Here is a 23115-nt window from a genome sequence, read left to right as displayed (position 1 = left end):
GGCAACGATCACTTTTCCCCGTAAGGCAGCTGGTAGAGCACAACCTTAGGAGGCGGACGCTCTATCCTGCTGAGCTACAGAAACATCCCCTGTGCCGCGGGTCTTCCGCGAACAGGCTGTATATTATTATATTAACAATTAGGCGTTTCGTCAAGTTTTACTTGAAGAATCTTTCAAAATCCCCCGGCTTAGGGTGTGTTTAAAAATTCATATTCAAACACGGCCTAGTCCGCCGCCTCATCAAACACCACATTGCCCTGCATCCAGATCTGTCCCTTAAACCGTCTGCCAACCGCCGGTTCTCCGGTCAAATCCTGCTTTGCGATTCCCACATGAAATACGATATCGCTGCATTCCAGCTTCAAATCGTAAACGTCTTCTCCGGTAATCTGGTTCTTCTTTTCCACGATTTCCGTAATCTCACCGATTACCGAGTACTGGTCGCATTCAATTCCGCACGGCATAAAACAGGAATCGATGATCGAATACAGATCTTCCTTCATCACCCGTCTGGAAATCTGGGAATACATGTCGATGTCCTCGATGGTCAGAGTCTCCATGGCGTCCTCATCACCGTTCTTGGCTGCCTCCAGAAGCGTGTTCCGCTCCTTTGCCGTAACCTTTGCATTCTCCCGCTGCTTCTCTGTCTTCTGAATCGGCAGAAGAATCTTACCGCTGACCGCCAGCCCGGTTAAATTAGCCCGTTTCGTCTCCAGGGAACTCTTATCCATGATTCTCTCCCTGCACTCGAATGAATTATCGATATAAAAAATCAGGGAAATACCGACCTTATACTCATCAAGCAGTCCCGCATACGTCTCGCGCTCTGTATGGCGCTGAATAGAACAGGACACATCCGATGTCATATCCTCGCTTCTCAAAAAAGGATAGTAATAATTCCGGTGAAATACCCCATCCCGGTCCATCTGTCCAAATACGGCGATTCCCATTCCAGGCGCAACCTCTTTTCTGATCTCACAGAGGTTCGTCTCCTCATCCAGCTGAATCCGCTTCATGCCAGATAAATCTTCTGTCATTTGATCTAACAATTTATCGATATCCCGGTCCTTCTGGTAGAGGCTGAATCCAATAGACCTTAAGAATTTATGCATAATGTCGTCACCTGCCTTTGCTTTACTGAAATTTACTTCTTTCCTGTTCCCCTGTCTCTATTTTCTCACATTTCAGGAAAGAAAACAATGAGGCGAAGAAAACTCCGCCTCAAGTCTTATCGCTTATTATATACTATAATATGAGATAATGCCAGTAATATTTTATAAAATTATTATGATTTTATCCCCATTTTACGGCTTTCCACAGATTGTCAGCAGCTGTGAAAATGTCTCCATGCCGTAACTTGCCTTTTCGCACAATGCCGCATCACCAATACCGGCGCTGTCCATCCCGGCATGGCACGCCGCCTCGATGCCTGCCCTGGCATCCTCGACTACCAGACAACGCTCCGGATCAGCCGCCGCATACTGCGCCGCCAGTAGAAATACTTCCGGATCCGGTTTGGATCGCGTGATATTCGTTCCATCAGAAATGGCATCAAAATAGCCGCCAAGACCGATCCGCTCCAAAATCTTTTTCGCATTTTTACTGGAGGAACCGATCGCCAGCTTTATTCCCATGGCTCGCAGGCCGTCAAGCGTGTCCTTCACCTCCGCGCTTAAATCGGCCGGTGACATTTCATCTAAAAGTCCCTTGTAGATCTCATTTTTCTCAGCACAGGCCCGCCGTTTCTCCTCATCCGTCAATGTAGTCAGCCCGCCATGCTTTAGGATAATCTCCAGACTCTCCTCCCGGGACACGCCCCGTAAAAGATTGTTGACCTGTTCATCAAACGGCACTCTCAGCCGGTCCGCCAGCGCCTTCCACGCCTGATAATGGTAGGCGTCCGTGTGGCAGATGACTCCATCCAGGTCGAAGATTACCGCGTCATACTGTGGCACCTTCTTCTCTCCCATGGAAAACGCAGCAGTTCCCGTTAAAGAACACTGTTTTCCGTAAACCGTCACCGTCTGCGGCTTTCCTTCCAGCAGAGTAAGCCTGCATCCATTCCGGTTCACCTCCACCGAAATCAGGCTTCCGAGATAAACAAACTGGAAACGGTAGGCGTTCCATTTTTCAGGCAGATACGGGTCAAGGAACAGCCCCTGCTCCTTGACCTTAAGGCCGCCGAAGCCATAGACAACCGCCATATAGACGCCGCCCATGTTGGCTGTATGGATTCCATCCCCAGTGTTATGGTGCGTATTGAACAGATCCAGCTTTGCCGAATCTCCGAAATAGCTGTATGCCTTTTCTCTTCTGCCCAGACGGGAGGCCATGATGCTGAAAATACACGTAGACAGCGAGGAATCGTGCGTTGTGATCTTCTCATAGTAGTCGAACGACTTCTCCATGGTCTCCCTGGACTGCATGTCCTCAAACAGTACGTGGGCCAGAACCGTGTCCGCCTGCTTGCACACCTGATGGCGGTATAAATACAGCGGATGATAATGAAGGAGAAGCGGGAAATTTTCCCTGGGCGTATGGTCTAAGTCCCAGATCTTTTTAGACAGAAATGTCTCATCCTGCGGATTGATGCCCAATTTCTCGTCATACGGCAGGTACATGGCCTCCTCCGCCTGCCGGAAAAGAGCCGCTTCCTCATCCGTCAGCCCGATCTTCTCCGCCACCGGCCCCAGTGTTCCCTCTTCCTTTAAAATCTCCCAGGATCTTACGGCCCAGTGCAGGTTGTATTTTGCACACGCATTTGTATAGTAATTGTTATCCACCAGACACGTATATTCATCCGGTCCGGTCACTTCATGGATCTCGAAACGGCCCTCATGAAAATTCCCTGCATCTATCCAGAGCCTGGCTGTCTCAAACAGAATCTCCGCACCCATATCCGCGAGGAACTCCCGGTCCTCTGTCACCAGATAATACGCCGCCACCGCATAGGCAATGTCCCCATTGATATGGTATGCGGCCGTTCCGGACGGAAAATAACCGGAGCACTCCTTTCCCATAATGGTTCTCCACGGATATAACGCTCCGCTTTCGTGTCCGGCAATCCGGGCATTCTTCCTGGCCTCGTCGAGCGTTCTGTACCGGAACGACAGAAGCCTTCTGGAGATATCCGGATTCGTCAGAGTGAAAAACGGCTGCATATACATCTCCGTATCCCAGAAGTAATGGCCTTCATATCCCTCTCCGGACAGCCCTTTTGCCGCAATATTACAGAATTCATCCCGGCCTGCGGACTGAAGCAGCTGATAGAGATTGTAACGCACCGCCACAGCCGTCTCTTCATCCCCATCAATATCGAGATCCGAACACCTCCAGAATTCTGCCAGGTACTCCTGCTGCCTCTGATACCAGTACTCCAGTCCCATTTCCACGGCCTCACTCATCTCAGCCATGGCCCAGGCCAACACATCCGGACGGCGCACAGAATCCGTAAATACCGTGTATTTCGTCATGGAGATGGTCTCACCCGCCATCATCTGAAAAGCATACGTCCGCGTGATCCGGTGTCCCGCCGTCTCCCTCGTCTCCTTGGCCGGGACGGAAAGCCGGTGGCATACCGCGCTGCAGGCCAGGAGGCCGGAAGCCGCAGCCGCTGTTACCAGACAGGACACATCGCCTTCCACCACTGCCTTTACCGGGCGCAGGTGAGAGATGCTTTCCCCCGCGACTCTCGGATCGTCGGGATTACAGTAATTGCTCACCTCCCCGTTATGATCCGAGATAATTTCAGCTTCTCCGCTGTAATTTAAGGATTTCACCTGATACTCCATCGTGAAAAGCGGTAATTTTACAAAAGAAGCCATACGCCGGCTGGTGATCTCCACCTCTTTCCCCTCGGGAGAACGCCAGACCATACTGCGCTCTGTCACACCTTTTTCCATATCCAGACGGCGGCAGAACCGGAGTACGGTCCCCTCAAACAGGGAAAATTCCTCACTGCCCAGTTTTAAGCGGATTGTCTGGGTATCGGCCACATTGACCATGGTCTGCTTTTCCTCGACAAAGCCGCAGAGTTTTTCCGCCTGGGGCATTTTCATAAAATCGTAAAATCCGTTGATATAGGAGCCGCGGATGGTCTTCTGTCCCTCCGGATACCCCTCCTCAAAATTAGACCGCACACCGATATAGCCGTTCCCGTTATGGAACACAGTCTCGTGCAGCACGCAGCTTTCCTCATCGGGGCTGAACCCGTCTGCCTGATAGACCCATTTGCTCATGGATTGTATCCTCCTTCATGCTCATCTTTACTGTGAATACCCGTTTTCTTAAAATAAAGCACACGGCCAGAGCCGCGGCAGTCATGGCCAGCCAGCCGAAGATCGTCACCTGCCAGCCCACATGCTGCACCAGCACACCAATTCCATAGGTGGAAATGGCGCATCCCAGGTAGGCCATCGCATTTAAAAATCCCGAAACGGTAGAAACTCTCCCCTCCTTTTCGAAATGGAGCGGGAGCAGATTAACAAACAGCGTATTGACCGCCATCATGGACGCAGTAATAACGGACAGCAGCCCCGCCGTCAGAAACATATTGACCGCGCTGAACCGCCAGAGCAGAACCAGCGCGCCGGTGGCAATGAGAAAGAAAAAGGACGCCGTCTTAACCTCATGCTTCTGAAAGAATCTCCGGTACATAAACTGAGCGGCATAGGCCCCGGTCAGGTTAATGACCGGAAGCATGGTCGTCACCAGTATGGACAGCGTCGGCGAGGCCATAAACGTCTCGCTGATATACGTTGGAACCCACGAAGTCACACCGTCCTTTAAGACGCCGTGAACCACCACCGGGATCAGAAGGAACAGAAGGCCGGATGCGGTCAGAAGCCGTCCAAATGGCATGGAGCCGGTGTCTGCCGTTTTCCCTTGTTCTGTCCTCTCCTCATATTCTATTACCTTCCCCCGTTCTGCCCTCTCCTCATATTCTACCACATTCCCACATTCTACCACACCCCCATATGCTTCCGCAGCCCCATGTTCCATCGAATACGCCTCGACCCTTGCAAACCCACGCCAAAACACCAGCGCTGTCCCGCACATGCATACGGCGGCAGCATAAAACACAAACCGCCAGCCCGCAGCCGCGATCATCGCCGCGGACAACAGGTAGGAGGCAAGCGTTCCCACCGCCATGGTGGAGGTGATATGCACGCAGTATTTTACTTTTCTCTCTTCGGTCATCATCTTTGCAAAGATTCTCATGATCGGAGGCCAGATCATCGCCTGGGTATACCCGTTGGCACACCAGAACAGCGCCATCATCCCAAAGCCAGATAAGAAACCCATGGCCAGATTTAAGAGACCGGAGGTAAACAGCCCGGCGAATATCATTTTCCCCGGATGGAGGCGGTCTGCCAGCATACCGTTGAGAAACTGCCCCGCACCGTAGGCAAAAAAGTAGACCATGCTGATAAACCCGGCCTGCGAGGCGGTAATCACAGATCCGCCGATCATGGCCGGCATGGCCGACGAGTAGTTAAGCCTGCCGATATAGGAGGCAAAATACACCAGCCAGCACATCCAGAATAAAAGCGCCTGCATATGGCCGTCATAAATCCGATTTAATTTTTTCTGCATCTTCTCTCTCCCGTCTTTCGTCCTATACTTCCGCTGTAAACCCGTCGCAGGCTACCAGAAAGCCCTTTGGCGCCGCCAGTGCCTCCATCTCCTCATGGGAGAGCCCGTGACCGCAGTTATGGGAGAAATGATTGAGGATAAACACAGTGTTGTCATGGACACAGCCCATGGCCTCCAGCCGTTCTTTTGTTCTCACATCCCCATTCCAGCCCATATGGGTCGCTCCGTCCCCCAGAATCCCCATGGTGCAGTCAAGGCTGACCAGATCCAGCCGCCGGCCGCGCAGCTGTTCCCACGTCTCCTCCGGAAAATACGCCGTATCATTTCCATACAGAAGCGTCTTTCCCGCCTCATCCTCGATCAGAAAGATCAGACAGCACTCCGCCGGATCATGGGCGGCCCGAAGAGGCGTCACCCGGTAATTTAAGACGGAAAATGGCTGAAACGGGTAAATTTCAGAGAGTTTTACACAGTCATCCAGATTTACACAGTCGTCATCCACATCCCGCATGCGTTTATACAGTTCCCCGATCCGCTTTGTACCATAGACATGAAACGGCGCGGCACTTCCGGACTGGGCATAGGGCCTGGCCTTCATCATCAGATCCGTGGCATAGAAATGGTCGCAGTGCCCGTGAGTCACGATACAATGGTTTATTTCATGAAGCTTCAGACCGTCTCTGATCACATGCAGATACGTATCCGGTCCAAAATCAATTAACAGTCTGCCATCCACCACCGCCTGGGCGCGTGTCCGGATATTTTTACCACCCAGCTCCCGCGCCATCTGGCAGGATGGGCAGTCACAGAACAGCGCCGGCCAGCCTTCCGCGGCCGCGGTTCCCAAATACTTTATTTTCATGGTATAATCTCCTTTCCAGCGGTATAAGCCGCCGCATCACTCAGCCCTTGACCGCCCCGTTGGTCAGCCCGCCGATGATCTGTTTCTGCAGGACCAGGTACACCAGGAACACCGGGAGCATGGACAGTATGAAGGTGGCAAACACCAGCGCATAATCCACTGTAAAGGTACTCTTAAAGTTGTATTGAAACAGCGTCAGCGTCCAGTACTTCGTCGATTTATTTAATACCAGCAGAGGAAGAAAGAAATCGTTCCAGATCCATAAGCCCATCTTAATCAGCACCGTAGCCGTCATGGGTTTTAAGAGCGGCAGAATGATCTGGAAATACGTCTTGGCTGTGGATGCTCCGTCAATGTAGGCTGCCTCCTCCAGCTCCGTCGGTACGCCCTGGATAAACGCCACGTAGAGGAACACGCCCTCACAGATGGAGCTGGCCACATACACGATGATGATTCCAGCGGGAGTCAGCATGTGAAGGCTGCTCATCGTCTTGATCAAGGGCATCATTTTTACCTGGAACGGCACAAAGATGCCGACTAGCAGGAAGAAATAGAGGTATTTATAAAAACGGCTGACATCCATCTTTCTGGCAATGGAATAGGACACCATGGGAAGAACCACGATCATACCGGCCAGAGACAAAATTGTTATGTATAAGGTATTTCCAACCGCCTGATAGTAATCGGGACGGCTCAGTATATTTTTGAAGTTCCCCAGGTAAAAGCTTTCCGGCAGCGCCAGAAAATTCTTTGTAATCTCCGGTTCCGTCTTGAAGGCCGAAATGACCGTCAGAAACAGGGGATAGATGATGAGCAGGATACCAATTCCCAGAATGAGATACGTGCCGGCTGCCCGTTTCGTCTGTGTTTTCATAGATCCTCCCTCCTAATAGACTTTCTTCTTATTGTTGACGGCAATCTGGATAAAGGAAATCGTACACACCAGAATGCACAGAATAATGGATTCCGCAATACCATAGCTGAACTTCATTTCCTTAAACCCGTGGTTGTAGATGAGGAGCGCCACACTCTCCGTGGCCCCCGCAGGTCCGCCCTGCGTCAGGCCCACCACGTAATCAAACAGCATCAGACCGTCTTTAAACATGAGAACGACCACCACAGTCACCACCGGGAGCACGAAGGGTAGCGTGATGTGTTTAAACAGCTGCCATTTATTCGCGCCGTCCAAAGAAGCCGATTCAATCAGTTCCTGCGGAATCGACTGAAGCCCCGCCATCAAAAGTACGGTAGGTATGGCCACGCTCTGCCATACGTGAACGAACAGAATTCCGTATTTCGCCAGGCTGGGATTGGACAGGATGCTGGTCTTCAGCACTTCGATGTTAAAAAGCCCGCCAATCCCCGGGAGCACCCGGTAAAAGAACTCGTTAAATATCAGGCCCGCAGTCAGCATACTGATGACGGCCGGGAAGAAATAAATAGCGCGGAAGGCCGATTTATACTTAATCCTGCTGTTCAAAAGGAGCGCCAGCACCATGCTGATCACCAGAACCAGAGCCAGGAGCATCAGCGCGTAGACAAGAGTAAACAGGAAGGACCCGCGGAAACGGGCGTCCTGCACGATGGAGAGATAGTTGCCCAGTCCGATAAAATGAAACTTCTTTGTGATCCCGTTCCAGTCCGTCATGCTGTAATATAAACCATTGATAATGGGGTAAATAAAAAACATGCAGTAGAGCACCACTGCCGGTATCACGAACAGAAACAGCGTGATATCCCTGTTGTTTATCTTTTTCTTACTCTTCATAAAAACCCTCTCTTTTTGAAAGAAGGTGTTGTGCCTGCTTCCTTGGGAAGCGTAAGCACAACACCTTTTGTTATAGAGCGTATTCAACATCTGCTCTCAAGTATACCTAAAATTCATGTTCAAATACGTTCTAGGATTCTTTGTAGTACTGCTTAACAATCCTGTCGGTCTCTTCCAGGAAATGATCGACATTCTGGTCGATCAGAAGCTGCTGCATCGGAATCGCCCACTTGTTGCGCATGCCGGCCGGCCAGTAGTTGACAAGGGTCAGGAATGTCTTGTCTCCCGCCATCTTCTCTTTCATCAGGGCCAGGGGTTCAATGTGGTACTCTACGCCTTTGATAACCGTAGGTGTTCCCTCATTGTCCGCCAGAAGCTGGTTGATCTCCGGTCTTGCACAGAATTCGATAAACTTAAGCGCCTCCTCCGGATGCTCTGTCGTCGCAGAGTATCCCAGGGCAATGTCCACATTGATCGGAAGGGACTGCGCTTCCCCTGCGGGATTAGGAATCGGTACCATGGAAAGTTTCATTTCAGGCGCTGCCTTTAAGATAGCCGCCAGTCCCCAGGTTCCGCTGATAAACATGGGATATTTGTTATTGACGAAGTCAGAGGTAGCCTGCTCTCTGCCGATTGCAAGAGAATCCTTGGGGCCGTACTTTCTCAGCTCCAGCATGGCTTCCGCCATGGTACGCACGTAAGGAAGATTAGCGTCCGTAAACGAAGCGTCACTCGTTCCAACCGTTTCAAAATCGTTGTAAACATCATTTTTAATAATACCGATGATTCGCTCCGCCTCCTGTCCGAGTGCGACAGAGTCCTTATCATTGCAGGCGATGGCAGTAATGCCCGCCGCCTCGAAGGTCTGGCAAGCCTTAATCAAATCATCCCAGGTCTCCGGAAGCTCCAGATTCTGTTCCTCAAACATGTCCTTATTACAGAAAATTCCGAATGAACTGAGAGCAAATGGCATGGTATATACCTTACCGTTATGCTCGCACATCTTCACAGCTGTGGCTTCTGCGTTCTCAAGTACCTTCTCGCCGGTCATATCCGCCATGATACCTTCGTCCATAATGCTCTTATACGTCGCCTCCGCCGGATAGACACTCATGATGTCCGGAATATCGCCGGTGGAAATATTGGTTAAAAATACGGTCTCAGAGTCTGCCGGAGAAATCTGATTGATCTTGACACCGGGATTTTCCGCCTCAAACTTCGCAATAATCTCATCATAAACGGATTTAGCTTCATTTTTCATCTGAAAGAAATCCAGTGTGACAGATCCCGCCACCGCTTTGGAACTCTCACCGCCTGTTTGATCGGATGCTCCGCCGCATCCTGTTATAACGCCTGCTGCCAGTGCAGCTGCTGATAAAACCGCCATTACTTTCCGATATCTCATAACCTTTTCTCACTTTCCCTTTTTTCAAACGTGCACGTCTTTTTGATGATCTAATCATAATCAATTTTTTACAGGAAATGAATACCCCTACTTTATATTTCTTACCATTTCTTCACATCCTCGCTCCGCCGGCTTGCATCCTGTCATTTTCTGTTGCTATAATAGGTCTGTACCACAGAACGGTCAGATTGGGGAACGCCATGAAAAAAAAGATATCACTGAAGCATTTAGGAGTCCGCAAACGTCTCTTCATTATATTGTTTTTAATCGTCCTGCTGATGGCAGGCTGTTTTACCTATATCTTTATAACGCTTCGCAGGCAGACCTACGCCCGGCTGGACACCGCCGCCTATCAGACGGCTGCGACCCTGCTGGAACAGGCCTCCGGCAAGGTGGATACTCTGGATAAGGTGACTTCCTATCTTCTTCAGGAGCATTATCAGAATAATGGAAACGGTTCCATTTTCCCTTATTTATCGGATTATGCGACTTCAGAAGAGACGAGCGCCGCTCTCTCCAAGACATTTACCACTGCCACGAGAAAGCTCTTCTACCTATTTCCCTCCCTGGAAGGCCTCTATCTCTACACCAACGATGGTGATCCCATCATCTTCGACAGCAGGGACTTCACCCGCCTCACCGCGTCCTCTCTCACAGAGGCCCCCTGGCGGGAGCATGTCATAGACCGGAAGGGCAAACTTGTGCTGCTGAAATCGGATCAGATCCCCTCTGATTTCAATGAATCCGGGGAAGATCCATCCGGCAGAGCCTCCCGGCACTACCTCTACGGCACCCGTGTCCTCATTAACCTGCGCAGCTCATTTGCCCCGCTATGCCTCGTCCTTGCCCAGTTGGATATCAATGACCTCCAGTCCTCCTTTACCCGCCTGCATTCCTACAAAGGCCAGTCCTATGCCCTCTTAGATGCAGATAATGGCTTGCTGTCGTCCTCTGACAGTTTTCCGCTGGAAACCATGTCCAGCCGGATGCCTGCCCCCGGAACCTCCGAGGCGTCGTCCGAAGCGCCTTATACTTATGTAAACTTCAAAGATAACATAAATTTCAAAGGAAACGGCTATTTCTTCCATATGGTGACCGATCATTCTACCGGCCTGTCCTGTGTGATATCCACTCCGGCCGCCGTAATCTCCTATATGCCGCTGGTAATGATCCTGGTGTCCCTGCTGCTTCTGCTCTTTCTGATCATCCTCTTCGTCCAGTACACCTTCCGCGGTATCTCGAAACCGATCGAGACCCTGGTGTCCGCCTGCGGAAAGATCGGACAGGGGAATTTCTCCGTCCGTGTCGGGATTCCTCCGGATGCGGAGCTGGGATATCTGACCAACTCTTTTAACCAGATGGCCGGACAGGTGGAGCATCTGATCAATACAGTTTACTTAAAGGATATTGCAGAACGCGATTTGGAGCTTCAGATGCTCCGTAATCAGATTAATCCTCATTTCCTTTACAATACGCTGGAAAGCATGCGTATGGCGGCCTACACGGAAGGCGCCCACGATATCTCCCAGATGTGCCTGCTGCTGGCCGATGTCCTGCGCTACGGGGTCTCCTCACCGACCGAGCTGGTGACTCTGAAGGAGGAAATTGAGCATTTAAAGGAATATATTACACTCCAGCAGTACCGCTTCCACTACGCCGTGAAGATCAATGTCATGGTGAGCCAGGACTTATATGAATTCCTGTCATTAAAACTCATGTTCCAGCCACTCGTGGAAAATGCGCTGAATCACGGATTCGAGGGCTTTACAGGAAATGAACGGATCGGTATCTTCGGATATCAGAAAGAGGGAATCCTCTATTTTCAGGTAACGGACAACGGCGTGGGGATGGCGCCGGAACAGGTGGAGGCACTGAACGGCTATATCAGAGGTGAAAATGAGGCATTTACAAGCATTGGCTTAAAGAATGTGCACCGCCGGATCGAGCTATATTATGGAATCGGCTACGGGCTGACGATCGAGAGCCAGGAGGGACGCGGAACCTCAGTCTGCATTAAAATTCCGCTTACGTCTGCGAAGTGAGGCGTGCAGATGACAGGAATGAATTTTAAGACACGTTCCAGCAAGGAGGAGGAAAATCATGTATAAAATACTGGTGGTTGATGATGATCCCAACATCCGGATCGGACTGTCCCGGATGATTCAAAATGCTTATCCGGACACCGTTATTACGGACACCGCGGAAAATGGACGAATCGCCTACGATCAGGTGGTTAAGTTTCATTTTGATGCCGTCATCACCGACATCAAGATGCCCGTGTGGGGCGGTTTAGAGCTGCTCACTCATTTAAAGGAAGAATACGTCATCCCTCCGACACTGGTGCTGAGCGGATATGACGACTATAATCTGGTCCGCAGTTCCTTAAAGCTGGGAGCCATCGATTATCTGTTAAAACCGGTAAATGAGGGACTGCTCTTAAATGCCCTGGATTCTATCTTTAAGTCGCTGGAGATCAATTCCTTAAATCCACCGGCCCTGGAGGCCGATTTAAAGAATCAGATTCTTCTGGAGGGCTTCTTCGGATCTGCCCCGGTAGACGAGGAGAAGGAAGCATTTTTGAGGCGCAGCCACATCACCCTGGATACGCCCTGCCGCGTTCTGTACGTCGATATGTCCCACGGCCTCTATTCCCGCAAAAAAATCATCCGCAATTTTATTGAGACCCGCTTCGAGTCCTGCTTTCCTCCTTCATCCTCCTACTGCCCGATATACGGTGAGATCGGCCAGTACTGGATTCTGCTGCTTTTTGAACTGGGAGAGACCGCCAGATGCGCGGCCCTTACAGCCGCATTTCTAAAGCAGCTGGAAGACGAGGGACTTTTCGTAAGCGCCAGCTTAAGCCCTCTGCCCCTGGCCGACTTATCCTTTTTAAAGGCGGAATGCCTGCGGGGCTTTGAGCGGTATTTCTTCGACCTGCCCTATACGGCTGATTCAAAGGAGTGGACCGGCTCAAAGGAAGGAGAGCAGACCGGCATGAAGCGGCATACAACGGCGGAGCAGGAGCTTTTAGACTTAACGACCGCCGCGCTGGCCGAATACGATTATGCCGGCGCCCTCGAACACCTTTCCCGGCTGTTCGCGTACTTTAACAGCCGCCGCCCCCCAGTCGCGCATCTGCGCAGGACCTTATCCAACGGTATTTATGACCTGATGGGACGCAACGCCAACTTCATCCCGGTCGTCAGTCAGTCCAGCCTGACAGACTATGACATTCTGGCGCAGATCGAGGATGCTTCCAGCTTAAAAGAGCTTCAGACCTCCATGTTTGCCACGCTGAACTTTTATGTGGAAAAGGCCATGGATTCCCTTAATAATAAAGAGGACTTCGTCATAAAAAAGGCCAGGGAATATATCCGGAATAATTACAGGGATACCATTACCCTGAACGATGTGTCCGCCTATGTATACTTAAACCCGAATTATTTCAGTACTCTGTTCAAAAGCAAGACAGGAATCACCTTCCGCCAGTACCTGCGGGATTTCCGCATCCAGACCTCCAAGGAGCTGATCCGCCAGGGAAACTTGAAAGTCTATGAGGTGGCCGACGCGGTGGGCTATCCCGAACCGGCGCATTTTGTGCGGGCATTTAAGGAGGTGGAGGGCATCAGTCCTACGGAGTATAAAAATTCATTGTGATTTGTATCAATTGCTATTTCTACGATTTACAAAATCAAAAAACCGGAAGCATGAAAGGATCGGTATCCCTTCCTGTCTTCCGGTTTTTAATTATTTACGTTTGTCTCATAAGCAGTCTAATAGAAAACCTCAGAATCCTACACAACGCCCTGAGCCATCATAGCTTCCACAACCTTCTCAAATCCCGCGATATTGGCGCCGGCCACATAGTTGCCCTTTACGCCGTATCTCTCAGCCGCATCCGCTGCTTTCGCGTAGATGCCTACCATGATGCCGTGAAGCTTCTCATCCACTTCCTCAAATGACCAGGAAAGTCTTAAGCTGTTCTGGCTCATCTCCAGTGCGGAAGTCGCCACGCCGCCTGCGTTAGCTGCCTTGCCAGGCATAAACATCATGCCGTTCTCCTGGAAGAAGTCCGTTGCTTCTCTTGTAGAAGGCATGTTAGCGCCCTCTGCCACTGCGAAGCATCCGTTTGCCTTTAAGGCCTTTGCATCGTCTAAATTCAGTTCGTTCTGCGTCGCACATGGAAGAGCGATGTCACATGGAATGCTCCAGATTCCCTTTCCTTCTGTATAAACAGCGGTAGGAACTGCATCCACGTACTCTTTGATACGTCCCCGGCGAACCTCTTTGATATCCTTGACAATATCAAGCTTAATGCCGTCTTTATCGTAAATGTATCCGTTGGAATCGCTTAATGCAACCACCCTGGCGCCCAGCTGCTGTGCCTTCTCTGTCGCGTAGATTGCCACGTTGCCGGATCCGGATACGACTACTGTCTTTCCAGCCAGTTCATTTCCGTTGTGCTTCAACATCTCATCTACAATGTATACGAGGCCATAGCCAGTCGCCTGTGTACGTGCCAGGGAACCGCCGTATGTTAAGCCCTTACCGGTCAGAACGCCTTCATATAAGCCGGTCAGTCTCTTATACTGTCCGTACATATAGCCGATCTCTCTAGCGCCTACGCCGATATCGCCGGCCGGAACATCCTGATCTGCACCAATGTACTTGTAAAGCTCTGTCATGAAGCTCTGGCAGAATGCCATAACCTCTCTGTCAGATTTACCCTTTGGATCAAAGTTGGAACCACCCTTGCCGCCGCCGATCGGAAGTCCTGTTAAAGAGTTTTTAAATACCTGCTCAAAACCTAAGAATTTTAAGATACCCTGGTTTACGGACGGATGAAGACGTAAGCCTCCCTTATACGGTCCGATTGCGCTGTTGAACTGCACGCGGTATCCCTTGTTGACCTGTACCTGCCCGTTGTCGTCAACCCACGGAATACGGAAGGAAATGACTCTCTCCGGCTCTACGAGACGCTCTAAGAGTGCCATCTTACGGTACTTCTCCTCATTAGCGTCAATGACCAGTCTCAAAGAATCCAGCACTTCCTTTACTGCCTGGTGGAATTCGGCTTCTCCCGGATTCTGTTTTACCACTCTCTCATAAACTTCATCAACATACGACATAGATTTTTCCTCCTTGTGATTTTCCACATTTACCATACGACTTCACATCAGTGAATATTGCTTCCAAAAGGGCAAAAAGGGGCCAGAACATACGTTCCGGCCCCTTTGCCTTTTGTAACTGATAGAAATTATAGCAAGTAAAGATTATAAAGTCAATAATTACCAAAACTTTATTTTATTAATTTCAGCTAAATTTAAACTGCTTATTATTATTCCCTTCCCACTTTTAATACCATGGCAAAATTGTTAACTATATATCATTTTTAGTTGACATCTTTTCATATGCATGATACAATTTTTTAATAAAATTCTTACCATAACTATAGATAATTTAGGAAGGGAGTTTCTATCATGATATTACCAAACACTACTAACACTGCCGCACCATCAAGACGCATTACCACGAGAGATTTAGTATTTGCGGGAATGATTGCAGCCATTCTTACTATTATATCACAGATATCAGTCCCCATGCCTACCGGAGTTCCCATAACAATTCAGGTATTTGGAATCACTTTAATTGGTGTCACATTTGGATGGAGACTGGGACTTTACGGCTCTCTGGTCTATATACTCCTTGGCGCTGCAGGTCTTCCTATCTTTGCAAACTTCCGCGGTGGTTTCTCCGTTCTGGTTGATTTCACAGGAGGATATATCTGGTCCTGGCCGATCATGGCTGCATTATGCGGCCTTCATATTAAATCAGAAAATAAGAAACTGGAATCTGCGTCTATTTTTCTTTTTTCATTTATTGGATTGGTTATTAATGAGACAGCCGGCGGGATGCAGTGGGCAGCTCTGGCCGGTGACATGTCTGCATGGGGAGTATTTACCTATTCTATGACAGCATTTGTACCAAAAGATATTGTACTTACCATTCTGGCAGTTATCTTTGGTATTCAGCTCCGTAAAACACTGAAACGTGCAGGTATAACCAGATAAGTAACAGTTCAGGCGATATCATCCATTGACTTTCCGCTCTGCATCTGCTATGATTTCCTGAATACAACCGTGATATAGTTCATGATTATAGATAGAAAGAAGGCTTTTCACGCATGATTCAGGAAATTGCACCCCACCGCTTCCGGAACGAATTTTATATTAAAACTCCATCTCCGGACAGTTATATTCTATATTTCCAGGATGGTTCCATCCTGCTAAATCATACTGATTCATTAAAGATCCCTAAATTTTCCGAACTTATGGCTGCGGATGGCGGCTCCGTATCCGGCCACTGCGACTATCTCTTTTCCATCGATGATAAAGAATACTTTTTGATTGATGAAACCGCCATATCTCTGTCCGGAAACGAGACACTGGCGCTCTATCCCACTTCGGTAATCCGTGATTTAGAACCGCTGTGGATTTCATTTGCAGCTGCCAACGGCGCAGAACTCCACCGATTCTACCGCAATAACCGTTTTTGCGGCCGCTGCGGTACAGCAAACATGAAAAGTAAAAAAGAACGTTCCATGGTCTGCCCTTGCTGCGGCAATACCGTCTATCCCAAGATTGCACCGGCCGTCATTGTTGCTGTCACTGATGGTGATAAGCTTCTCCTCACCAAATACGCTGGCCGTGAATATACCCGCTATGCCCTGGTAGCCGGCTACACGGAATTCGGTGAAACACTGGAGGAAACCGTCCGGCGCGAGGTCATGGAAGAAGTCGGACTGAAAGTAACAAATATCCGCTATTATAAAAATCAGCCATGGGCTTTCAGTGACTCCATGCTGGTTGGTTTTTTCGCTGAGCTGGATGGTTCTCCACAAATTCATCTGGATGAAACAGAATTATCCACAGCAGTCTGGATGAAACGCGAAGATATCCCCGGAGACTACACGAATGTAAGTCTGACTCATGAGATGATTCTTTTATTTAAGAACGGGCTGGCTTAGCCCTTAATCTCTTCAACTTTTACTTTTCTGTCTTCCCGCAGGGAAAGTGTCGCTGCATCTGCTGTTGCAATCGCCGCCCGTGCAGCTTCTCCTGTCAATAACGGTTTATATTCCTCGGAAGCCTCCTCACCATGCATAATACCATTAAAAAACTTCATCTCTTTTTTCATGATGCTGTGCAGCCACATAGGAGGTTTCTTTCCCGGATGACCATACATAATAGCACCATCCATCTCCAGACCGTTGTATATCCGTGTTCTGTCATCATCCTCCTCTCTGCTTTCATGCACCAGAAAATACTCCTCTGTTCCGTCCGCATGCTTTAAGGTCATCTTCACATTTGCCATATCGATTCTGATCGCGCCTTCTGTTCCCTGAATCATCAGATAATGCTCCGGCCAGTGGAATGCAGAACCGTATTCCATAAAAGCATACGTATTATTTCCAAACTCCATGGAAATAAGAAGCATATCATCCTCATCCCCAAACCGAGGACCGCTATGTGCCACATTTCCTCCCGTCATCGTAACTTCCGTTGCAGGCCCCATTATGAATTGAATACAATCAAGTTCATGAATATGGTGATAGAGATGCCCCCCCGATTTTGCGCGGATCTTTTTCCAGCTGATGCTCTCCTGCGGCTCTTCCCAACCATTTCTGGCCGCATGACAGTACAGTACCCTGCCGATTTTTCCCTCGTGGATTAGCTGTTTCGCTTTATGTACACCATTGAAAAAATTCATTACATGACCGGCCATAAATACAATGCCGCTGTCCTGAGCCGCTTTTACCATCTGATCACAATCCTTATAAGACAGTGCAATCGGTTTCTCACAGAACACGTTCTTTTTGTAGCGTGCCGCCATCAGAACCGGATCGCGGTGTAAATAATTGGGTGTTGCCACAATTAACGCATCCACATCAGGGCGTGCACACAGTTTTTCCAGGTCTGTTTCTACATCACACCCTAATTCCTCTGCTGTCTGTACCGCATTTTCAGGATCAAGTACTGCCGCAATCCTGGCTCCTTCCTGATCCTTCATAATTCTGGCCAGTTCCGCCCCAAAATATCCGGTACCTACAATTCCATATCCAATTGTATCCATAATTGTTACTTCCTCCATTCATTTATTTTAGTATCCCTGTAAACTTAACCCTACTTAATCGACCCTTGTGAAAGTCCGCCCGCAATTTTTTTCTGAATCAGCATAAAGAAAATAATGGATGGCACTACTACGAGAACAGAGGCTGCCATCATGGTTCCCCAATCCAGAATTTCCTGGCCTTCTAATGATTTTAAGGCTATGGAAACCGTCATTTTACTGGTACTGTTAGTCATAATCAAAGCATATAACAGCTCATTCCACGCATTAATAAACGTATAAATCGCCACAGCAACAAGTCCCGGTGCAACAATAGGAAGCGCTACATTGACAAATACCTGTATTTTATTTGCTCCATCCACCCTGGCTGCTTCCTCAATCTCTAACGGAACCGTTTGAAAAAAACCTACCAGAAGCCATATTGCATAGGGAACGGAAAATGACAAATATACGATTACAAGTCCAATACGCGTATTCATAAGTCCCGCTTTTCCCATAATAATAGAATACGGTACAGCCAGCAATATTGGGGGAAACATATAAGTTGTAATTAACACCCTTGTCATAAGCTTACCGAAACGAGGGTAGAACCTTACAATTCCATAAGCTCCCAAAGCAGAGATGGTAATGGTAATCAAAGTAGATGAAAATGCAATTATTATACTGTTTCCAATATTGTTTAAGAAACCAAGATTTATCAGCACATTCTTAAAATTATCAAGTGTAACGGCACTGGGAATCAGTTTGGTCGGATTGCTTAAAAGCTCTCCCTGTTTTTTAACAGAGCAAAGCACAATCCAAAGAAGTGGAAACACTGCCATCACAGAAAGAACCGACAGATAAAGATAACTTATTGTATCGCCAACCCATCCACTTTTTAAACGTTTGTGCTTTTCCATCATGCCCCCTCCTTATCCCATTTATCAAGCAGCTTAAAATATAAAAGGCAAATTACCAGAAGGAACATCAGAAGCAGTACTGTAACCGCCGATGAGCGTCCTAACTGCTTAAGCCCCCATCCCACATTATAGGCATAAATCGGAACCGTCTCTGTTAAGTTTGCAGGTCCGCCGCCTGTAATTAAAAATATTGTGTCAAAATTATTGAAAACCCATATCGTCCTGAGAACCACCAAAAGCCCTACAACTACACGGATGTGAGGAATCGTAATATGCAGAAAGGACTGCCAGGGCGCTGCACCGTCTATCTGTGCTGCTTCGTATTGATCCCTGGGAACCGTTTGGAGGGCACTTAAGACATTTACCATAATAAGTGGTGCTCCAAACCAGATATTGATCATAACCAAAGTACCAAATACAAGGGATTCATTACTTAGAAACTGAGGCGTAGACTGACAGATTCCAATCTGTACCAAAAGATTGGGAAGAAAACCGTATACTCCGCTTAAAATCCATTTCCATGCAAGTGCAATAACAATAGAGGGGAATGCCCATGGAATAATAAGTGCTGTCCGGAACAGACCCTGACCCTTTTTTATCCGATTTAGAGCCAGCGCTGCTGTAAATCCCACTCCAATCTGTCCAAGCAGAGAAAACACTGTCCATTTAATTGATGTCAGGAATGCTCCTGTAAATTCTTTATCTGACAGAATTTTTATGTAATTATCAATTCCAACAAACTTGTAATTCTGCTTAATCAGATGCTTGCTGGTAAAGCTATAAAAAACACTTGATAAAACAGGATAGAGCAATAACCCTATAACGACTGCAAGAGCCGGCAGTAAAAACAGGAAACCGGATATCCGATTCCAGTTCAGCAACTTTTTTTTCTTCATGGCAACGCTCCTTTAAGATAAATCGGGGCGATGTATCCGCCCCGTTTCATCAACTTGTTAATCATTCCAATGTTTCAAAAAGCTCGTTCAGCTTATCTTCTGCCGCTTTAGCCGCTTCCTCCACAGGCGTTCCCTTCAGTATAATTTCCTGGAACATATTCTCAATTACACCCTGACTTGTAAGCAGACCTGCCTGCGGCTTAGGACCGTATTCCATTCCGATTGCAGTTCCGGTTCCAACCGCATCTGAGATTACCTTCATTTCATTAGAAAATTTCTGAATCATCGGATCAGAAAGAAACTCTTCATTTGATGCAATGTCCTTAAGTGCAGGCAGCATGCCTACAGGAACAGACTGAAGGAACGGAACGTAGTATTCCGGCTGATACAGAAACTTAATAAATGCTTCGCAAATCTCGGGATGCTTTGAATTTTTCCATATTACCATAGGAATATTAGAGGTTTCATATCCTCTCTGCTCATCACCCTTGTTTATTGTTGGCATTGGAGCGCACGCTACATAATCCAACAGCTCCGGTGCATTAGTATCAACACCGCCAATCTGGAAACCGGAATTAAAATCAAATGCATTTTTTCCAGTATAGTACAGTGTGGCATGATCCAAAACGTTATAGTTAATTGATTCAGCCGGCGAACAATCTTTATACATCTTAACCCAATAATTAATGCCGTCTATTGCTGCCTGGCTAGTTAAATTAGCGGTTCCATCCTCTTTAATAAGAGTTTCATTCGCGCTTCTAACATAAAAATTCAAATAACGCGTCGCCATCATATCATTGGTACCCAGAGGAACCGAACAGCCGTAGACCGATCCGTTTTCTCCGTCTGAAATGGTTTTCGCGGCTGTGTATAATTCATCCCAGGTAGTAGGCACCTCAAGATTATACTTATCAAGTATATTGGTAAAATACCACATTACCTGCGCATGAGAATAGATTGGAATCGCATAGCAACTGCCGTCCACCGTCATTTCCTTAATTGGTGCTTCATAAAAACGATCTCTACCTATCTTATCAATCAGATTATCCATCGGTAAAATGGCATCCGCATCAATCATTTCTACAACATGGTTCGGAAGAGCAGTACTCATATCCGGCACATTACCCGATGCAAGACCGGTTGTCCATTTTGTATAAAAATCCGGCCAGGAAAATGTCTCAATCGTGATTTTAACATCTGGATTTTCTTTCATAAAATCATTCGCGGCTGCCTGAATGGTATCCAGGCGTCCCCCCTGTGTAAAGGAATGCCAAAACGTAATCTCACCTTTTAAGGGTTCTTCTCCTGGATCTTCTTTCACTGTTTCTGCTGTTTCCTCTTGTTTTGCGTTGTTTTCTGCCGTTGTCGCAGGTGTTGAGGTGTTGCTGCTGCAAGCTGCCAGACAGGCAATAATCGGGAGTGTCAAGAGCAACGATAATGACTTTTTCATAATTTTCTCCTTTTTTATTTATTTTTTTTGTGCATTTTTATGTATTTATCATAATCTATCTTGGCACCTGCATACAAGATGTAAATCGCTTAAAATTAGCATAAAACAATTAATATTTAAACGTATGTGGCTATTTTCTTTTAAATTCTACCGTACTGCCTTCTCTGGATACCTTACGATATTCCTGAGGAGAAATTCCGAAAACCGAATGAAACGTACGGGTAAAATAATTGGGATCATTATAACCCAGGTCATATGCAATATCTGATATTCTTCGTTCTGACGCCAAAAGTTCCCGGGATGCAGTCAGCATGCGGAGCTCTTTAATATAATCTCCAGGAGATTTTCCTGTTTGTATTTTAAAAAGACGACGCAGTGAAGATTCACTGACTTCCGCAATACTGCAGAGAAGCTTTAAATCCAGAGGATCCTTTGGATGTGCTACTATATAATCCTCTACAGCCTGTATTCTTGGATCCCTGCTGACATTACCAGACTTTCTTGCACGCTGCTGCAGTTTCTCAATTGTATATGCAGTTGAATTTAGTTCAAGTTGAGACTGCTGCCTTTTTTCCCCCCGCTCTGTCAGCCATGCAATAATCAGCTCTAGATATCCTCTAATTTTAAACATTTTCCCAATGCTTTTATTAAAGCTTGCAGTCTCATAAATCTCTCTGAAATAAGACAAAACCCTTTCATCTTCCGCCTCTGTCACATCCAACACATTAAAATAGTTCGATAAAAAATCATTATTCTTAAGTTGTATAGTCGTTACAAAACGGATACTCATAAATTTAAAATCATCGGTAAATGCTTTACAGTCAAGAGTTGTCCCCTGTGGGATATAAACTACCTGATTAGGTTTTACATTATGTCTTCGTCCATCCAGAACAAATTCACCTTCGCCTGCCAGAATATAACGAAGCAGCCCATATGGCAATACTGTTGTAGGGTAGATCCACATTCGTGTGAATGAATATACATCAACATAAATAAAGTTAAAACGAAGTGAATAGATAAGTGAATGATTCTCCTCCATTGTACCTCTCCTTAATAATTCGATTGAAATATAGTTGTTTTGTCTTGATTATAATCAAAATATTACTATCGGTAAAGTTATTTTATGACTATAATAGTTTAAAAGGAGGTGTGCTATCATGCCAAAAGAACTATTTTCAGAAGCTCAAGCCTTTTCTTGTTATCCATCATCACATGAAATTGACAAATGGGCCTCTGATTTACTAAAGAAAAGTCAGAATATGAAAACGGAAGTGTCCATTTTACCAAACTCACCAATCCGTATCGAGTTTGGTAACAACCCCTGTACTCTTCAGAATAAATTTATTCAATTTAAAACTGAAGAAAAACGACGTACTTTTTATGGTTACTGGCAGCCATCTATAAGCTCTCCTGCCCCGCTGCTAATAAACCTGCCGGGTTACGGAGGTTTCATAAACCTTCATCCACAGCTTGCAGACATGGGGTACCATATACTTCACATATCGCCTCAGGGTTATGTTAGTCCCTCCGGTCCAGATACTTCAAAGACAGCACCGGATGGAAACTGGCCTGTACTTCATAATACAATAACGGGCAAACCGGGAGGTTACGAAGACTGGCTTACAGACTGTTTACTGGCAATACGCTGGGCAGTCTTGCAGCCTGATGTCCTTCCTGACCGGCTCTCTGTCTTTGGAACCAGCCAGGGCGGAGGAACTGCCCTTTTACTGGCATCTATTTTGGGATCGGCAGTTCGATGTGTCTGCGCAGACATTCCTTTCCTGACTAATTTTCCGTCCTCCAGGCTGAAAGGAAACGCTTACGGCATATTAAGTCCATATCGTCAATCTGTACCCGAGGATATCTTCTGGAATCGGTTGGGATATATCGATACGCTTTCTCATGCCCATCGGCTGCATATACCGGTCATGCTTTCAGGAGGCGGTCAAGATGAAGTTTGTCCTCCCGATACGGTAGAAAGCCTGTTTACAAAACTATCATGTACCAAACAGTACACACGTCTCGAACATGGGGTTCATACTCATTCTCGGGAAAGTATGGTTTTATTTGGAGCTTGGCTTCGGTTATTTGCTTAATTTATATAACACAA

Annotated in this window: 18 protein-coding genes and 1 pseudogene; 6 read left to right on the top strand and 13 right to left on the bottom strand. The window is 47.4% G+C overall.

The window, feature by feature from the left end; genetic code table 11:
- Positions 1–224: 224 nt before the first annotated feature.
- The 7 genes from ACLTD4_RS09845 to ACLTD4_RS09815 all read right to left on the bottom strand — a co-directional run bounded on the left by ACLTD4_RS09845 (position 225) and on the right by ACLTD4_RS09815 (position 9630).
- Positions 225–1112, bottom strand: a complete 888-nt coding sequence (locus tag ACLTD4_RS09845) for a DUF3881 family protein (RefSeq protein WP_055657698.1) — start codon at positions 1110–1112, stop codon at positions 225–227.
- Between the two features lie 192 nt (positions 1113–1304).
- Positions 1305–4238, bottom strand: a complete 2934-nt coding sequence (gene pgmB / locus ACLTD4_RS09840; protein WP_117622480.1) for a beta-phosphoglucomutase — start codon at positions 4236–4238, stop codon at positions 1305–1307.
- Entirely contained in the window at positions 4195–5595 is a 1401-nt protein-coding gene (locus ACLTD4_RS09835) for an MFS transporter (protein ID WP_117622479.1), read from the bottom strand. The genes pgmB and ACLTD4_RS09835 overlap by 44 nt, the downstream gene beginning before the upstream one ends.
- 22 nt (positions 5596–5617) lie before the next feature.
- On the bottom strand, positions 5618–6457 hold the full coding sequence (locus ACLTD4_RS09830; RefSeq protein WP_117622478.1) for an MBL fold metallo-hydrolase: 840 nt from the start codon (positions 6455–6457) through the stop codon (positions 5618–5620).
- Positions 6458–6497: 40 nt separating this feature from the next.
- The gene (locus ACLTD4_RS09825; RefSeq protein ID WP_117622477.1) at positions 6498–7331 is read right to left on the bottom strand and encodes a carbohydrate ABC transporter permease; all 834 of its coding nucleotides are present in this window, start codon (positions 7329–7331) and stop codon (positions 6498–6500) included.
- Positions 7332–7343: 12 nt separating this feature from the next.
- The gene (locus ACLTD4_RS09820; RefSeq protein WP_055657707.1) at positions 7344–8225 is read right to left on the bottom strand and encodes a carbohydrate ABC transporter permease; all 882 of its coding nucleotides are present in this window, start codon (positions 8223–8225) and stop codon (positions 7344–7346) included.
- Positions 8226–8355: 130 nt separating this feature from the next.
- A complete protein-coding gene (locus ACLTD4_RS09815; RefSeq protein WP_243008298.1) occupies positions 8356–9630 on the bottom strand; it encodes an ABC transporter substrate-binding protein in 1275 nt (424 codons plus the stop codon).
- 200 nt (positions 9631–9830) lie between these two features.
- Here ACLTD4_RS09815 and ACLTD4_RS09810 point away from each other — a divergent pair, with 200 nt between their 5' ends.
- The 3 genes and pseudogenes from ACLTD4_RS09810 to ACLTD4_RS09800 all read left to right on the top strand — a co-directional run bounded on the left by ACLTD4_RS09810 (position 9831) and on the right by ACLTD4_RS09800 (position 13287).
- Positions 9831–11672, top strand: a complete 1842-nt coding sequence (locus tag ACLTD4_RS09810; protein ID WP_412331279.1) for a sensor histidine kinase — start codon at positions 9831–9833, stop codon at positions 11670–11672.
- Positions 11673–11738 (top strand): annotated as a pseudogene (locus ACLTD4_RS09805) (DUF6783 domain-containing protein); the annotation flags it as partial.
- Complete coding sequence (locus tag ACLTD4_RS09800; RefSeq protein ID WP_187024305.1) at positions 11731–13287, top strand: response regulator transcription factor; 1557 nt, start codon at positions 11731–11733, stop codon at positions 13285–13287. The pseudogene ACLTD4_RS09805 and the gene ACLTD4_RS09800, both read left to right, overlap by 8 nt.
- 137 nt (positions 13288–13424) lie before the next feature.
- Here the strand turns inward: ACLTD4_RS09800 and gdhA are convergent, their stop codons facing one another.
- Entirely contained in the window at positions 13425–14759 is a 1335-nt protein-coding gene (gene gdhA, locus ACLTD4_RS09795) for an NADP-specific glutamate dehydrogenase (RefSeq protein ID WP_025529395.1), read from the bottom strand.
- 351 nt (positions 14760–15110) lie between these two features.
- Between gdhA and ACLTD4_RS09790 the strand changes: the two genes are divergently transcribed.
- Complete coding sequence (locus ACLTD4_RS09790; RefSeq protein WP_412331278.1) at positions 15111–15701, top strand: biotin transporter BioY; 591 nt, start codon at positions 15111–15113, stop codon at positions 15699–15701.
- A gap of 113 nt (positions 15702–15814) precedes the next feature.
- Positions 15815–16657, top strand: coding sequence for an NAD(+) diphosphatase (gene nudC, locus ACLTD4_RS09785; protein WP_412331277.1), 843 nt, complete (start codon positions 15815–15817; stop codon positions 16655–16657).
- On the opposite strand, the gene ACLTD4_RS09780 is transcribed toward nudC, so the two are convergent.
- The 5 genes from ACLTD4_RS09780 to ACLTD4_RS09760 all read right to left on the bottom strand — a co-directional run bounded on the left by ACLTD4_RS09780 (position 16654) and on the right by ACLTD4_RS09760 (position 22044).
- Positions 16654–17763: a Gfo/Idh/MocA family protein gene (locus ACLTD4_RS09780; protein WP_110322572.1), complete on the bottom strand. Its 1110-nt coding sequence runs from the start codon at positions 17761–17763 to the stop codon at positions 16654–16656. The two genes, nudC and ACLTD4_RS09780, sit on opposite strands and share 4 nt — an antisense overlap.
- Positions 17764–17813: 50 nt before the next feature.
- A complete protein-coding gene (locus tag ACLTD4_RS09775; RefSeq protein WP_349769004.1) occupies positions 17814–18662 on the bottom strand; it encodes a carbohydrate ABC transporter permease in 849 nt (282 codons plus the stop codon).
- Positions 18659–19555 (bottom strand): carbohydrate ABC transporter permease, encoded by an 897-nt coding sequence (locus ACLTD4_RS09770; protein WP_187024308.1) that lies wholly within the window; start codon positions 19553–19555, stop codon positions 18659–18661. Before ACLTD4_RS09770 ends, ACLTD4_RS09775 begins: the two co-directional genes overlap by 4 nt.
- Before the next feature lie 61 nt (positions 19556–19616).
- Positions 19617–21005 carry an ABC transporter substrate-binding protein gene (locus ACLTD4_RS09765; RefSeq protein WP_412331276.1) on the bottom strand — a complete coding sequence of 463 codons (1389 nt, stop codon included), beginning with the start codon at positions 21003–21005 and terminating at the stop codon, positions 19617–19619.
- 130 nt (positions 21006–21135) lie between these two features.
- Positions 21136–22044: a helix-turn-helix domain-containing protein gene (locus ACLTD4_RS09760; RefSeq protein WP_187024310.1), complete on the bottom strand. Its 909-nt coding sequence runs from the start codon at positions 22042–22044 to the stop codon at positions 21136–21138.
- A gap of 118 nt (positions 22045–22162) precedes the next feature.
- Between ACLTD4_RS09760 and ACLTD4_RS09755 the strand changes: the two genes are divergently transcribed.
- The gene (locus ACLTD4_RS09755) at positions 22163–23101 is read left to right on the top strand and encodes an acetylxylan esterase (protein WP_110322567.1); all 939 of its coding nucleotides are present in this window, start codon (positions 22163–22165) and stop codon (positions 23099–23101) included.
- Positions 23102–23115: the final 14 nt, after the last annotated feature.

The sequence above is a fragment of the Hungatella sp. genome, assembly GCF_046966825.1.
Note: the sequence above shows the minus strand (reverse complement) of the source record. Positions and strands in the feature narration are given on the sequence as shown.

Coding starts and splice junctions, on each gene's coding strand:
- ACLTD4_RS09845 (WP_055657698.1), bottom strand. CDS start 1,112: ATGCATAAATTCTTAAGGTCTATTGGATTCAGCCTCTACCAGAAGGAC.
- pgmB (WP_117622480.1), bottom strand. CDS start 4,238: ATGAGCAAATGGGTCTATCAGGCAGACGGGTTCAGCCCCGATGAGGAA.
- ACLTD4_RS09835 (WP_117622479.1), bottom strand. CDS start 5,595: ATGCAGAAAAAATTAAATCGGATTTATGACGGCCATATGCAGGCGCTT.
- ACLTD4_RS09830 (WP_117622478.1), bottom strand. CDS start 6,457: ATGAAAATAAAGTATTTGGGAACCGCGGCCGCGGAAGGCTGGCCGGCG.
- ACLTD4_RS09825 (WP_117622477.1), bottom strand. CDS start 7,331: ATGAAAACACAGACGAAACGGGCAGCCGGCACGTATCTCATTCTGGGA.
- ACLTD4_RS09820 (WP_055657707.1), bottom strand. CDS start 8,225: ATGAAGAGTAAGAAAAAGATAAACAACAGGGATATCACGCTGTTTCTG.
- ACLTD4_RS09815 (WP_243008298.1), bottom strand. CDS start 9,630: ATGAGATATCGGAAAGTAATGGCGGTTTTATCAGCAGCTGCACTGGCA.
- ACLTD4_RS09810 (WP_412331279.1), top strand. CDS start 9,831: ATGAAAAAAAAGATATCACTGAAGCATTTAGGAGTCCGCAAACGTCTC.
- ACLTD4_RS09800 (WP_187024305.1), top strand. CDS start 11,731: ATGTATAAAATACTGGTGGTTGATGATGATCCCAACATCCGGATCGGA.
- gdhA (WP_025529395.1), bottom strand. CDS start 14,759: ATGTCGTATGTTGATGAAGTTTATGAGAGAGTGGTAAAACAGAATCCG.
- ACLTD4_RS09790 (WP_412331278.1), top strand. CDS start 15,111: ATGATATTACCAAACACTACTAACACTGCCGCACCATCAAGACGCATT.
- nudC (WP_412331277.1), top strand. CDS start 15,815: ATGATTCAGGAAATTGCACCCCACCGCTTCCGGAACGAATTTTATATT.
- ACLTD4_RS09780 (WP_110322572.1), bottom strand. CDS start 17,763: ATGGATACAATTGGATATGGAATTGTAGGTACCGGATATTTTGGGGCG.
- ACLTD4_RS09775 (WP_349769004.1), bottom strand. CDS start 18,662: ATGATGGAAAAGCACAAACGTTTAAAAAGTGGATGGGTTGGCGATACA.
- ACLTD4_RS09770 (WP_187024308.1), bottom strand. CDS start 19,555: ATGAAGAAAAAAAAGTTGCTGAACTGGAATCGGATATCCGGTTTCCTG.
- ACLTD4_RS09765 (WP_412331276.1), bottom strand. CDS start 21,005: ATGAAAAAGTCATTATCGTTGCTCTTGACACTCCCGATTATTGCCTGT.
- ACLTD4_RS09760 (WP_187024310.1), bottom strand. CDS start 22,044: ATGGAGGAGAATCATTCACTTATCTATTCACTTCGTTTTAACTTTATT.
- ACLTD4_RS09755 (WP_110322567.1), top strand. CDS start 22,163: ATGCCAAAAGAACTATTTTCAGAAGCTCAAGCCTTTTCTTGTTATCCA.